General features: G+C 38.5%; 14 protein-coding genes. 4 read left to right on the top strand and 10 right to left on the bottom strand.

The annotated features are described in order from the left end of the window. Nucleotides 1-3: 3 nt before the first annotated feature. Both ACJROX_RS16315 and ACJROX_RS16310 read right to left on the bottom strand, forming a co-directional pair. Complete coding sequence (locus ACJROX_RS16315) at nucleotides 4-225, bottom strand: spore germination protein (RefSeq protein ID WP_408006273.1); 222 nt, start codon at nucleotides 223-225, stop codon at nucleotides 4-6. A gap of 235 nt (nucleotides 226-460) precedes the next feature. Next, nucleotides 461-553, bottom strand: a complete 93-nt coding sequence (locus ACJROX_RS16310) for a YjcZ family sporulation protein (protein ID WP_408006272.1) — start codon at nucleotides 551-553, stop codon at nucleotides 461-463. A gap of 503 nt (nucleotides 554-1,056) precedes the next feature. Here ACJROX_RS16310 and ACJROX_RS16305 point away from each other — a divergent pair. Next, complete coding sequence (locus tag ACJROX_RS16305) at nucleotides 1,057-2,421, top strand: YjiH family protein (protein WP_408006271.1); 1,365 nt, start codon at nucleotides 1,057-1,059, stop codon at nucleotides 2,419-2,421. 443 nt (nucleotides 2,422-2,864) lie between these two features. Here the strand turns inward: ACJROX_RS16305 and ACJROX_RS16300 are convergent, their stop codons facing one another. Both ACJROX_RS16300 and ACJROX_RS16295 read right to left on the bottom strand, forming a co-directional pair. Further along, a complete protein-coding gene (locus ACJROX_RS16300) occupies nucleotides 2,865-3,098 on the bottom strand; it encodes a hypothetical protein (protein WP_408006269.1) in 234 nt (77 codons plus the stop codon). A 146-nt stretch (nucleotides 3,099-3,244) separates the two neighbouring features. Next, a complete protein-coding gene (locus ACJROX_RS16295) occupies nucleotides 3,245-3,562 on the bottom strand; it encodes a thioredoxin family protein (protein WP_408006268.1) in 318 nt (105 codons plus the stop codon). Between the two features lie 238 nt (nucleotides 3,563-3,800). On the opposite strand from ACJROX_RS16295, the gene ACJROX_RS16290 reads away from it, so the two are divergent. Continuing rightward, nucleotides 3,801-4,682, top strand: coding sequence for a cation diffusion facilitator family transporter (locus tag ACJROX_RS16290; RefSeq protein WP_408006267.1), 882 nt, complete (start codon nucleotides 3,801-3,803; stop codon nucleotides 4,680-4,682). A gap of 36 nt (nucleotides 4,683-4,718) precedes the next feature. Here ACJROX_RS16290 and ACJROX_RS16285 read toward each other — a convergent pair whose 3' ends face one another. Then, on the bottom strand, nucleotides 4,719-5,588 hold the full coding sequence (locus ACJROX_RS16285) for a GNAT family N-acetyltransferase (RefSeq protein WP_408006266.1): 870 nt from the start codon (nucleotides 5,586-5,588) through the stop codon (nucleotides 4,719-4,721). Continuing rightward, nucleotides 5,557-6,210 (bottom strand): hypothetical protein, encoded by a 654-nt coding sequence (locus tag ACJROX_RS16280; protein WP_408006265.1) that lies wholly within the window; start codon nucleotides 6,208-6,210, stop codon nucleotides 5,557-5,559. Before ACJROX_RS16280 ends, ACJROX_RS16285 begins: the two co-directional genes overlap by 32 nt. Before the next feature lie 418 nt (nucleotides 6,211-6,628). Between ACJROX_RS16280 and ACJROX_RS16275 the strand changes: the two genes are divergently transcribed. Continuing rightward, the gene (locus tag ACJROX_RS16275) at nucleotides 6,629-7,405 is read left to right on the top strand and encodes a DeoR/GlpR family DNA-binding transcription regulator (RefSeq protein WP_408006264.1); all 777 of its coding nucleotides are present in this window, start codon (nucleotides 6,629-6,631) and stop codon (nucleotides 7,403-7,405) included. 247 nt (nucleotides 7,406-7,652) lie between these two features. Here the strand turns inward: ACJROX_RS16275 and ACJROX_RS16270 are convergent, their stop codons facing one another. The 4 genes from ACJROX_RS16270 to ACJROX_RS16255 all read right to left on the bottom strand — a co-directional run bounded on the left by ACJROX_RS16270 (nucleotide 7,653) and on the right by ACJROX_RS16255 (nucleotide 11,079). Beyond that, on the bottom strand, nucleotides 7,653-8,378 hold the full coding sequence (locus ACJROX_RS16270) for a class I SAM-dependent methyltransferase (protein WP_408006263.1): 726 nt from the start codon (nucleotides 8,376-8,378) through the stop codon (nucleotides 7,653-7,655). A 186-nt stretch (nucleotides 8,379-8,564) separates the two neighbouring features. Beyond that, entirely contained in the window at nucleotides 8,565-9,320 is a 756-nt protein-coding gene (locus tag ACJROX_RS16265; protein WP_408006262.1) for a hypothetical protein, read from the bottom strand. An 18-nt stretch (nucleotides 9,321-9,338) separates the two neighbouring features. After that, on the bottom strand, nucleotides 9,339-9,959 hold the full coding sequence (locus ACJROX_RS16260; protein WP_408006261.1) for a LysE family translocator: 621 nt from the start codon (nucleotides 9,957-9,959) through the stop codon (nucleotides 9,339-9,341). 94 nt (nucleotides 9,960-10,053) lie between these two features. Further along, entirely contained in the window at nucleotides 10,054-11,079 is a 1,026-nt protein-coding gene (locus ACJROX_RS16255; RefSeq protein ID WP_408006260.1) for an NADP-dependent oxidoreductase, read from the bottom strand. 144 nt (nucleotides 11,080-11,223) lie between these two features. On the opposite strand from ACJROX_RS16255, the gene ACJROX_RS16250 reads away from it, so the two are divergent. Continuing rightward, on the top strand, nucleotides 11,224-12,594 hold the full coding sequence (locus ACJROX_RS16250) for an MATE family efflux transporter (protein ID WP_408006259.1): 1,371 nt from the start codon (nucleotides 11,224-11,226) through the stop codon (nucleotides 12,592-12,594). The last annotated feature ends 46 nt before the right edge of the window (nucleotides 12,595-12,640 follow it).

The following is a 12,640-nucleotide window of genomic DNA, read 5'->3' as shown; positions in this document are numbered from 1 at the left end:
CATCTATGTGTTACCTATATTATTACTGTCTGAAGCATCTGGATCTATAGTGAACGTTACACTGAAAAAGTTGTTTTCTGTCAAGAAATCTCCAGTGTTCCCTCCTCCAGAGCCTTGTGCAGTCTTTGAAGTCGATACGGGTGAATTATAGAATAAGTCCCCGAAATTAACCGTTCCATCATTTACAGCGGAAATTTTGATGGGTGCAATGATTATTGTCGGCATAGCCACTCTCCTTTATCCCATAATGCATGAAAAGGGATTGACCTTATCAATCATGCTTACTCCAATATAAACGTCATCTTGCTTTATGAAATACAAAATAACGTATTGAAGTAGCCTGATATTTGATTTGATCAAACCCTTTTGTAAGATGACAAACATATAATTTTTTATTTCAGGAAGCAAAAGGAGTCCGACAACTCCTTTGCTTACCCTTTTTATGATCGTATTCGTCAAATTAGCTTACAAAAGCTACTCCCACGATAATGAGGAGAATAAACAAAACTACGATCAAAGCAAAACCTGCTCCATGCCCATGCCCGAAACCCATGAAAGACATCCTCCTTCCTTCAGGTCATTAAAAGAATCTATTCTACCTAGAGAATAGTCTTTTCATTACATACTATGTAGAAGTACAGGTTTTGATAGGGACAAGTGGCGATATTTTAGATATCTTTCGCCGTTTTTTAAAAAGTTTTTTGAGACAATTGTTTAGTGACCTATCACGATACACAGCGGATGTAATGATCATTTATTTTATTATGTAAATTTTTACTAGTCGAATCATCGAATTTTGTCGAAATTTCATCTTTTTTTGAAAATTTAAGTATGTTATAATTATGCTGTTTGATTTTTATAAATGCATCTTTATATGTGTTTTATTTAAAGTGTTTCCAACTTTAGAATGATTTTTATTAGTACTTAACGTCTGGTTATTTTACATGTTTATACAATCTGCGTAAGTTTTATGGTAAAAGGAACAGACCATCGTCTAATTATTGTGAAAAGTTGGATCAATCAAAACTACATTTTAAACGAGGTGAACAATTAGAAATGGACAAGGAGAAAACATTGCCCAAACCTAGTACATCGAATTACCTTAAGTTCCTTATACCTTCCTTGATCGGAATATTTCTGTTCATGATCCCGATTAATTACAAAGGTGAAGTGACCATACCGGTCGCCCTGCTCGCGGACTGGTTACAGGGCTTGCTTGGTGACAGCATCCCAGTCATCATGACATGGATAATCGTTCTTACAGTCCTGCTATCATTTGTAGCTGTTTTGGCAAAGCCAGCATTCATTATGAATAATACATTTTTAAAATCTCTCTTATTGGTACGTCCAATTTGGTTGATAGCAAGATTCTTAGGTATGATTTTTGCAATCATGACATTGAATGAGATCGGACCGGAATGGATTTGGTCACCGAATACAGGTGGTCTACTACTATACGACCTCGTGCCGGTATTATTCTCAGTATTTTTATTTGCAGGTTTGTTCCTGCCATTGTTACTGAACTTTGGATTGCTAGAACTATTTGGAGCTTTATTATCAAAAATCATGCGTCCTGTTTTCACCCTTCCTGGACGGTCCTCGATTGACTGTCTTGCTTCTTGGTTAGGAGACGGGACAATCGGAGTTCTTCTTACCAGCAAGCAATACGAAGAAGGAAATTATTCCAAACGAGAAGCAGCAGTAATCGGTACTACCTTCTCTGTCGTATCAATTACATTCACGATTGTTGTCCTGAAACAGTTGGAGTTAGACGCTTATTTCGGACCATACTACTTGACGATTGTATTGGCTGGATTCGTAGCAGCTCTGATTTTACCGCGTATCCCACCGTTGTCAAACAAGAAGGACGCATATGTGGATGAATCGGATGCTAGTAAAAGCGAGGATATCCCTAGAGGAGCAAAAATGTTGTCTTGGGGATTGAGATCGGCCGCACACACGGCTAAGAAAACGAAAAGCTATGATGTCATTGTTAAAGGTGGATTCCAAAATGTGCTTGATATGTGGATGGGTGTAATCCCTATCGTCATGGCAATTGGAACGATTGCATTAGTGATAGCAGAAGTGACTCCATTTTTCGAATGGCTCGGTAAACCGTTTGTACCGCTTCTGCAAATCATGCAGGTGCCTGAAGCATCTGACGCTGCTCAAACCATTGTTGTAGGATTTGCTGATATGTTCTTACCAGCCCTTATCGGAGTGGAAGTAATTGAAAGCGAAATGACTAGATTCATCGTAGCATGTCTATCTGTAACACAGCTCATTTACATGTCTGAGGTTGGTGGGCTGTTACTCGGTTCTAAGATTCCAGTAAACTTCAAAGATTTAGTTCTCATCTTCTTAGAGAGAACAATAGTAACATTACCAGTTATCGTATTGATGGCACACATCATTTTTTAAGATACTATTTGCCAGGGCAGCCTTTTGTGGCTGCTCTTTCAATTTTGTAAAAGGCCCTGCTAAGTCATTGTTGATATATGCAATTTCACTCCCTTTCCGCGGGCTGAAGAAAAAGCGGAAGCGACCCGCTTAGTCACGTAGGTCACTGGAAGACTGACGAGGAGGCTCGAACCAAACAAAAATTTGGTTCTGCGTGGGGATACGCTTCGACATAAATTAATGTGTCAGCCGCCGCAGGAAGTTTGAAGTGATCCAAGTGACTGGTCGCTGAGCTGGACATCACTTTTCTGCATCCAAACTGCGGGGTCCCGTCTGGCCCGCTTCTACCGCTAGAGTGTCACGAATTTCTTTTTAGAAAATTTCCTGTAAAAATCAACGTTAATATTTAAGAAATTAGTGTAAAAAAAGGCTGAGAACCAGTTTGATCTCAGCCGCATTGATTGCTACCAGGAAAACCAAGAATCGGAGTCTTCATCCTCTTCTGACTCATCATCCTCATCATCCTCATCATCATATGAGGTCTCGTTTTTCACTTCAATTTCTTCTTCATCTTCATCATGAGTTCTATTTGGACCGAAACCCCACATCGCATCCCAAGGATTTACGCCCTCTTGTTCTTCTTCAAATTCCATATCTTCATTCTTAATATCCATTTCTTCGTTGTTTTTCTTTGCCATGAAAATCCCCCCTTTCTGTAACTACGTCAGGTAACCATGGCATATTAACCATCTCTTATTAAGGTATTGACAAATTCATTTTTCGGTACGGATATATGCCTATATTCAATAAAAAAGAAGAGACTTAAAAAATGTCTCTTCATTCTTCAATCAACACTCTTGAGAAACTCTTTGACGGATTCTGGTGTTTTGGCGTTTGCACTATGTAAGTGAGCAACCTTTTCTCCCTTTTGGTATATAAGCAAGCTCGGTATCCCCATTACCTCATATTTTTCAGCGATTTCTGGAAATTGATCTTTATCGATCTGGTACCAATCTTTATCCTGATTTTCTTCAATTATTTCTCCGATGAACATATCGAGACGTTTGCAATCCGGGCACCAATCCGTTTCGAATTTAATGACTGTTTGCTGCTGATGATTGATAAGATCATTGAATTCTTGTTCAGAAGTTATCTTTTTCATGAAAATCCCTCTCTTCTAGTTAATATGAATAGTATACAAAATTACTTTTTTGAATGATAAATGATATGCACTGTGCAGTATAGTTGTTTCTGGTATGTGCTGATGGTCCACTATAAATACACGGCTTTATACCGTTTATTGGAATAATGATTTGTATCACAATTATAAGCTTTAAAAAAGCAATAATTGTAAAAACTATTATCTGTAAGATAAAATGGTTACTGAGGGAGGGGTTATTTTGGGCCATCATCATGATCATCAGGCAAATAAAAAAGCCTTGAGAATATCTTTCCTTTTAATCTGTGTATTCATGATCGTCGAATTGATTGGTGGTCTTATTACTAACAGTTTGGCGTTGCTCTCTGATGCCGGCCACATGTTCAGTGATGCGGCATCTTTAGGACTAAGTTTCTTAGCCATCCATTTTGGAAGCAAGCAACCCAGTCCTAATAAAACATTCGGATATAAACGGTTTGAAATTCTTGCTGCTTTCATTAACGGAATTGCTCTTATCGTCATTTCCTTCATCATTATTTATGAGGCTTATCACCGTTTCGTGAATCCCCCTGCTGTTGCGGGATACGGGATGCTCACAATAGCTATCATCGGGTTGTTGATCAACCTGATTGTCGCTAATATCCTTCTGAAAGGTGACACTAGCGGCAACTTGAATGTAAAAAGTGCTTTTCTGCATGTTATAGGAGATCTTTTAGGTTCTGTAGGTGCAATTATCGCTGCAATCTTCATTATCTCACTGGGATGGGGATATGCAGACCCAATCGCAAGTATTGTGGTTGCTGTTTTGATTTTAATCAGCGGATGGCGCGTCACAAAGGAAGCTATCCATGTATTGATGGAAGGTACGCCAGGGCATATCGACATTGGAGAAATCAAATCATCACTCTGTACCCTCCCATCTATCCAAAATGTACATGACCTTCATGTTTGGTCGATTACATCAGGTTTTACCGCCCTCAGTTGTCATATTACGATTGATAAGGAGACCGATCATCAGGAGATATTAGAGAAAGCATCCGACCATCTTAAAGACGTCTTCCACATCAATCATACAACGGTTCAAATTGAATATTCAGATGGTGAATGTGATTCTTGTAACTAAAAAAGATGGGACAGTTTGGTTTCCATCTTTTTCTTGTTATTTTTCTTTGAATTGATACACGATCGAGTCCCCGATTGGCTTATAACCGATCTTTTTATAGATGCTGTTGGAGGTCGGGTTTGAGAGATCTGTATACAACGTGCAGAACCCATAGCCATCTCTTAAAAGGATCCTGCTCAGTTCTGCCACGCAAGATGTTGCATATCCACGCTTTTCATACTCTTTTGGAGTGTATACATAATTGACGCTAATCCCATTAGATGTACCCCTAGCCTTTCGCGCCATGGAAACCAGTTGTTTATCTTCCCAGACATAAAGGCTTTCTTGCAAAATGAATTCCTTCGTTTTTTTCCTCGCTAATTCTTTAGTAAATGGAGTTTCTGTTACGTATGAAAATTCATAACCCCATTTTGAAAGCAGGTCGATGTCATCCATTGTTGCCAATCTTATGAAACCTGGACTCTGACAAACATTATTCACCTTTGTCAGTTTAAAGATGTATTGTTCCATTGCAGTCTCGTAACTGATTTTATTGGCTGCGCACCAGGATTCAGCGAACAAGCCTGCCAGTATACCAGAACCAATGACTCCTGGAATATTTACCGGAAGTGCTTTTAGCTTTTCGATAGCTAGTTCTATAGCTTCTTTTAGGTGAGGATGAGAACGATCACCGAATATCCCTAAATTGTAAGGCGGTGTCATGATCAATATTAAAACCATGTTTTGCTTACTATCGGTAATAGATGCGAAAAATGGAGTTGTACCATCACTTATCCCCTTTTCCTCATTTTCAATACACCGATGCATAATACCAAGCGGAAGGTTATTTAATGCCTCATCTTTCAACAAAAATGCTTGTCCAACACGAGCTAGTTCACTCGCTTTCTTGTATCGTTGAAAATTCATGACTCTTTTCCCCTTTGGTCGATATAAAAGACTGTAAATATTTTATCGATTCTTGCTTGGACTTCTCTAAGTAACGAACAATGTCATCAAATTGAAAGACTTCAAATGTCTCCTTATGTTTGCAAGAAGGGGTTTTGAAGTCTTCCTCCATCGACAGTAGAAACTGCTTTACCGATTGGTGATTCAATTCCTCATAAAAATCAAAATACCGGCCAGAAGCAAGTCTTTCCTCTAGCTGAAAGTTTCCATGGTGTTGTAAAAGATGATAATTGAAACGTCTGAAATCTCTATGGTAGGCGTAATAAAAAGAATCGTCCGCTTCTATTTCCTCTTTGATCCAAGAAAGATAAAAATCCTTCAGCCAGATGTCATCAGTGATCAGATGACATAAATAGCCCAATGTGAGTGGTTCATTTATTACATTCTTATACGTTACAGCGAATTTCGGATAATTAACGGAAATGGTCAATCCATCACTATCATACTCGAAGAAATGGCTAAGATCTTTCGGTATGACAGCATCTGGGATAACGGAACCAAGCAGAAAATCATTTTCACTCTTTATTGATAGCTCCTTCAATACCATATCTGCTGTTATCAAATGCATAATACGTGATCCCATTAAAAAATAATCCTTTCATCATATATTGGAGCCCATATCCAACTATTTTTCTAGCTCACCTATACTTATACAAAAAAACACGGAATCCTATCCGTGCACCTTAAAAATTTCCTGTAACTTAACATAATAAAATTAATTCACATTGGAGTTTTATGGATTATTTATATGTTCTGAAGATGTTCGGTCTGTTGATACCAAAAAAGTTAAACCTAGTTCTAGGATACATAGTACAACCATTGCTATAAAACCAAACATAGATACGCGCGCCCCCATATTTAAGTATTTACAATTGATTATAAGTAATTAAGCACAAATGCACAATAAGCATCTTTAATCAATATAATTATTTTTGCTTTTGCTTACTTCGCTTATATCACTTATAATGAATAAAAGCAGAAATAGAGAAATGGGGACTTTTATGTTTCAAGATGAGCGGTTAGTGAAAATACTCGATTACTTATATAAGCATAGTCGTATAACAGTCACTCAAATGATGGATATGTATGACATTTCCAGGGATACGGCTAGAAGAGATTTAGTTAAGTTAGAAAAACAAGGAGATATTACACGTACTAGAGGTGGCGCGCTCCTCTCCACTGAAAAAACTTATGCTGAACCAAAAGATGATTCTGGAGAGTTGATGCTGACTTCTAAATTGGATCGATCCATCGCTCAAAAGGCTATGAGCCTGATTGAAGCTGAAGAAAACTTGATGTTCGACTCTTCTATTTCTGTTCAATATCTTGCTGATATTCTCGCTATTCCATCGACGGTCATTACGAACTCTTTGAAATCAGCCAGGCTGCTTGCTGATAAAACAAATATAGATATTCATCTTATCGGCGGTCGATTGAACAAAAAATCGCAGTCTCTACAAGGCTCATCCTTATTAGAAGATATAGAACGGTATTATGTGGATAAAGTCTTTATTGGGGCTGATGGGATTGTATCAGAGGGAATTTCTTATTCTAATCAAGAAGAAGGAATGGTAACACGCGCGATGACAAAACGCGGGGATCAAATCATCGTACTGGCAAACTCTGCATCATTTGGCAAACAAGAATTATTCAAAAGTCTCTCTTTCAAGGAAATCGATATTTTGATTACGAACCATAACCCTGATAGCGAATTCATTCGAATATTAGAAAAGTTTGATGTAAAATTAATAGTAGCCAACAAAGAAAACCACAACTAAGCCCTATTGGGTTCCATAGGTTTTGTGGTTAGTTTTTGGATGTTGTTATTTATTTTATAAAATTAATTTTTAAAAAGGGGGAGCTTCTATCACCCTTAGACCAAATCATATTTGTAATAGTGTTCTACTATATAATTTCTAACAAGTTTACTGCTATCGTCATATAAACAAACCCTAATAGTGCAAGGATCCACCACTCCTTTTCATCTATTCCCCCTATATTCTTTTGATAAATGTCTTAACCTAATTATTTTATGGTCGTCGTTTTTTGGGCACGGATGAAGAGAAATTGTGGTCTTTTCGTCCATTTTTCATATGTGTCTGGTTGTGCTTTTCTGAATTCATCGGTTGGCATCGGCTCGATTAACTTTTCAATGACAAACCCGTTTAGATGGAGCGGCTTGAGGATTTCACTCAATGGTCTTCGATAAAATTGGACTTTCACTTTACCATCCGGTGTATTCCACTCATCGTCCAGTAATTCAGTTGTAAAATAGTTATCGCGATTGAAAACTATATAGTCCATAAAAGGATGGTGGACCGAAAAGACAAGCCGTCCTCTATTTTTTAATATTCGATTGAATTCTCTCATAGGTGTTTCCCAGTTTTTTAGATAATGTAAAGTTAAAGGAGAAACGATCAAATCTTTTGACTGGCTTTCTATCTGATCCAGTGGTTGATTAAGGTCAGCTAGAAAAACCCTAGCTTTGTCACCTGAACGTTTTTTCGTCAATTTAATCATGTTAGGACTGAAATCGATCGAAGTCACCCTCTTAGCCCCGTGTTCAATGAACCACTTCGTATACCAACCCGCTCCGCAACCTGCATCAAGGACCCTTTTCCCTTCTATATCAGGAAGTAGAGACAGTGTACCAGGACGTTCATAATACGCGTTAGATGGTTTAATGTCGACATATCGGTCATAATAATCGGCTAATTCTTCATAGGCGTCATAGGAAATTAAGTCTTTCACGTTGAACATCTCCCAAAGAGTATAGTTTAAAATGAAAAAAATTATAGAAGCAAAAACCTTGCGGACTATAGTCAACATATGTCGATTGTATCTTGCTATACGCCTGCATAATCATGATGCATAATTGAAATTATTTCATCAAACAGAGATAAGTAATTCAACAGTCTCTCCCCTTATCATGTAAGCCTAATCTACATCCCTTTTCATAGGATAATAGATCCAACCTTCTTCTTTAGCGATTTCCAAATTAATACAAGGGTCGCTAAGGGTTATATTCTCTATGATCTCTCCATTTCCTGCATATAAAAGGGCAAGTATAGCGCAAATTGCTGCATCATAAGCATCTGTGTTTTTCTGGACCACTTCAGGGATCAAGGCAAGGATTTTTTGTTGTAAATGTAAAAGCTCATAACTTTTTATTAGAGCAGGATAGACTTCAATGATTACCCTCGAATCTGCTTTATGGCCTTGTTGAGGATGGATATTAAAATTTTGATTTTGAGTCCAATGGTTGGCATAGCTGATAGCAAGTGTCGCATTGTTACCTAACTTATCGAAAGGTGCTGACAAAGGCTTTTTACTAAACATTTTATAGATATGCCTTTCCGTCTCACGATAAGCATATGGATTGAAAATATCTTTGGAAGGTTTTTCTATGGAAGTTGATTCATTGTTGACTAGTTTTTTATACTCGATCGGAAAACCTAACGAAGCATCCATCGCTATTACAATAACAACAAAATCATCGAGTGAGGCTTCAGGATCCAGTAGTTGAAGGATTTTTCCAGGCATCCAATCATTATGATCAATGATTTTTTCATTTTGGGGTTGACCGACCCACTTAAATTCGTTTGAAAGGGTGTCAAATTGACAAGCTGCAATACCTTGTTTGGAACCCATCCAACCTCCAACATCCCAACCGAGTCCAAGTATTCTTGCCATATCAACACCCCCTTATCATCATTTCTGATCTAACAATAAACGAAGCGAGAAAAACGCGAATACAGTTCCTTTAAGTCGATTGATCCAACGTAAAACTGTTGCATTGCTCCACAGTTTTTCGCCGACTTTACCTGCCGAAATGGATAAGAGTATAAAAATAAGTAAAGCTTGAACAATGAATAATAATCCTAGAATTATCATTTGAAAGGGGATTGTACCATTGCTAACCTTTACGAACTGAGGCAGAAAAGCTAAAAAGAAAATAGAGACTTTAGGATTCAATATATTCATCAAAATGCCTTTTCGATAAAGGCTAATCATTGAGTATTTCTTAACTTTCTGCTGTTCTGGTTCAGAATTTTCACGGAACGCTTGGATCGCTAAATACAAGAGATAGATTGCCCCAGCAACCTTAATGATTGTGAAAGCTAAACTTGACTGATAAAGGATTGCCGAGATCCCGACTGCTGCAGCTAATGTATGAGCAATCAGCCCCGTACAAAGGCCGAGCCCGGTCGCAATACCTGCTTTCTTACCTTGGGAAACGCTTTGCGCAAAAACAAACATGAAGTCAGGTCCAGGTGTAATGGTTAGTAATACAGATGCGAATAGAAAATAACCAATCGTAGTTATGTCCATATGTAAGTTCTCCTTTAAAAGTAATTAAACTATGCATCTATCATACCAAATAAAAGTCAAAAAAGGACTGATTCTGAATCAGCCCTTCTTCCTGCTATAGGTTTTGAGATGGGTCAGCCACTTTTACAATGTATTTACCGATGTTCTCACCTTTAAACAATCCTAGAAATGCATCTGGTATGTTCTCAAACCCTTCTACTATTGTTTCACGATAAGATAGTTTACCCTCCTGAAGCCACTTTGCAAGATCGTTGACCGCATCTTCAAAATACGCACCATAATCAGAAACGATGAACCCTTTCATCAAAGCACTATTGATAAGTAGGTTCGGCTGTACCCGGATTCCAAGGTCAGGTTTTTCGAGGTTATATAATGCAATTTGACCACAGATCGGAATACGTGCGCCTTTATTGATCAAACGTAAGACAGCATCCGATACTTCACCGCCTACATTGTCATAATAAACGTCAACTCCATCTTTACAAGCATCCTTTAATTGTTGTTTGAAGTTTTCCGACTTATAGTTGATCACTTCGTCGAAATTAAGCTCTTCTTTTAAGTAGGATAATTTTTCATCGGAACCTGCAATCCCTACGACCCTGGCCCCAGCAATTTTTGCTATTTGGCCGACAACTGTACCGACTGCCCCAGCCGCACCTGAAACAACAACCGTTTCACCCGGCTCAGGATTTCCGATATCAAGTAAACCGAAATATGCCGTTATTCCAGGCATACCAAGTACTCCTAAGTGAGTTGTAACTGGAGCTAGTTGTGGATCGATTTTACGAAGAGCGTCTTCTGAAGCGATTTGGAATGTTTCCCAACCAAGATTTCCAATCACGAGGTCTCCTACTTGGAATTCTGTACTGTTACTGGAAGTGACTTCAGCAATGACTCCCCCTGTGATGACTTGTCCTAATGCATAAGGTTCTACATATGATTTTTGGTCGTTCATTCTTCCCCTCATATATGGATCGACGGATATATATAAGGATTTCAGTAAAACTTCTCCGCTCCCAGGTTCGTTCAATTGTGATTCTGTCCATTCAAAGTCTTCGTGATTCGGCATCCCTACCGGCCTTTTTGCCAGCCTTATCTGTTTTGATTTAGTAGTACTCATTCTCGATCCCACCTTTACCATAATATCCTTTTATTATAAGTTCCTGGACATTATAAATAAAATAGATTGCTTGGATTGTAGAGAGATTGATTTAACGTATTTTGTGATATAATTACTTGATTACATGAAGATGGAGCTTAAAAAATGTACCAGACATATACTACTAGTCAGAAGCTGAAACAATTTCTATACATTCTCTTTCCGATATTGATTACTCAAGTCGGCTTGTTGGCGATGAATTTCTTCGATACGCTGATGAGTGGCCAAGCAGGCGCCGAAGATTTAGCCGGAGTTGCGATTGGATCAAGCATTTGGGTACCCGTCTTTACGGGATTAAGCGGTATTCTAATGGCCTTGACTCCCATCGTGTCCCATCTCATCGGCAGTAACACGAAAGAAAAGGTTCCTTTCTCAGTCATACAAACCCTTTATTTGGCTGTATTCCTATCAATTGCAGTGGTTATAATCGGTTTATTTGTCTTAAAGCCTATATTGAATGCGATGGATCTTACAGAGCAAGTAAGACATATCGCTATGCATTATTTGATCGGCTTATCCATGGGTATTCTTCCCTTATTCATCTATACAGCGATAAGGAGTTTTATTGATGCATTGGGTGAAACGAGGACGACGATGTTCATCACCTTACTTTCACTTCCTATCAATGTCCTTTTCAATTATCTACTTATCTTTGGTAAGCTTGGTTTTCCTAGACTGGGAGGTATTGGAGCAGGTTATGCTTCGGCGATCACTTATTGGTTTATCTTTTTCGTGGCTATCATAGTCGTTCATAGGAATCCTCCGTTTTCTCTTTACCGGGTCTTTAGAAAGTGGTTCCGTGTTTCTTTGGATACGTGGAAAGAAGTTTTGAAAATTGGAGTACCGATCGGACTTGCCATCTTTTTTGAAGTGAGCATATTTGCAGCTGTCACTTTGTTTATGAGTCGTTTTGATACGATTACAATCGCGGCTCACCAGGCTGCGATCAATTTTGCCTCTCTGTTATATATGGGACCCCTCAGTGTATCGATGACGTTGACGATCGCTGTCGGATTTGAAGTAGGCGCTAAACGCATTAAAGATGCCCGGCAGTACAGCGTATTAGGAATCAGCATTGCCATTGTTTTAGCATCCTTGTCAGCAGTGTTTCTATGGTTCTTCAATGAACAGATCGCTAGTTTGTATACGAAAGATGAAGCCGTGTTGAAATTGATTGCACATTTCTTGATCTATGCGATTTTCTTCCAGCTTTCAGATGCCATTGCAGCTCCAATTCAAGGTGCTCTGAGGGGGTATAAGGATGTCAATATGACTCTGATCATGGCCTTGATTTCATATTGGCTCGTAGGTTTGCCACTAGGATACATCCTTGCGAACTACACGGCATTTGGACCATTCGGATATTGGATTGGATTAAGCTCGGGGTTGACCAGCGGTGCTATTACGTTGTATTTGAGACTTCAACATTTGCAACGCAGTTATGCGAGACGTCAAAAGAATCCTTTACATCCTTAAGAATCTCATGTAGAAACCGATAACAGATGAAAGCCGAAAGCATCAG

The sequence above is a fragment of the Pseudalkalibacillus sp. A8 genome, assembly GCF_045920555.1.
In the GTDB taxonomy this organism is placed as follows: domain Bacteria; phylum Bacillota; class Bacilli; order Bacillales; family Fictibacillaceae; genus Pseudalkalibacillus.
Note: the sequence above shows the minus strand (reverse complement) of the source record. Positions and strands in the feature narration are given on the sequence as shown.

Excerpts from the sequence above, each read along its gene's own strand:
- ACJROX_RS16255 (WP_408006260.1), bottom strand. The coding sequence starts at position 11,079 with ATGAGTACTACTAAATCAAAACAGATAAGGCTGGCAAAAAGGCCGGTA.
- ACJROX_RS16315 (WP_408006273.1), bottom strand. The coding sequence starts at position 225 with ATGCCGACAATAATCATTGCACCCATCAAAATTTCCGCTGTAAATGAT.
- ACJROX_RS16300 (WP_408006269.1), bottom strand. The coding sequence starts at position 3,098 with ATGGCAAAGAAAAACAACGAAGAAATGGATATTAAGAATGAAGATATG.
- ACJROX_RS16295 (WP_408006268.1), bottom strand. The coding sequence starts at position 3,562 with ATGAAAAAGATAACTTCTGAACAAGAATTCAATGATCTTATCAATCAT.
- ACJROX_RS16260 (WP_408006261.1), bottom strand. The coding sequence starts at position 9,959 with ATGGACATAACTACGATTGGTTATTTTCTATTCGCATCTGTATTACTA.
- ACJROX_RS16250 (WP_408006259.1), top strand. The coding sequence starts at position 11,224 with ATGTACCAGACATATACTACTAGTCAGAAGCTGAAACAATTTCTATAC.
- ACJROX_RS16265 (WP_408006262.1), bottom strand. The coding sequence starts at position 9,320 with ATGGCAAGAATACTTGGACTCGGTTGGGATGTTGGAGGTTGGATGGGT.
- ACJROX_RS16305 (WP_408006271.1), top strand. The coding sequence starts at position 1,057 with ATGGACAAGGAGAAAACATTGCCCAAACCTAGTACATCGAATTACCTT.
- ACJROX_RS16310 (WP_408006272.1), bottom strand. The coding sequence starts at position 553 with ATGGGTTTCGGGCATGGGCATGGAGCAGGTTTTGCTTTGATCGTAGTT.
- ACJROX_RS16280 (WP_408006265.1), bottom strand. The coding sequence starts at position 6,210 with ATGGGATCACGTATTATGCATTTGATAACAGCAGATATGGTATTGAAG.
- ACJROX_RS16285 (WP_408006266.1), bottom strand. The coding sequence starts at position 5,588 with ATGAATTTTCAACGATACAAGAAAGCGAGTGAACTAGCTCGTGTTGGA.
- ACJROX_RS16275 (WP_408006264.1), top strand. The coding sequence starts at position 6,629 with ATGTTTCAAGATGAGCGGTTAGTGAAAATACTCGATTACTTATATAAG.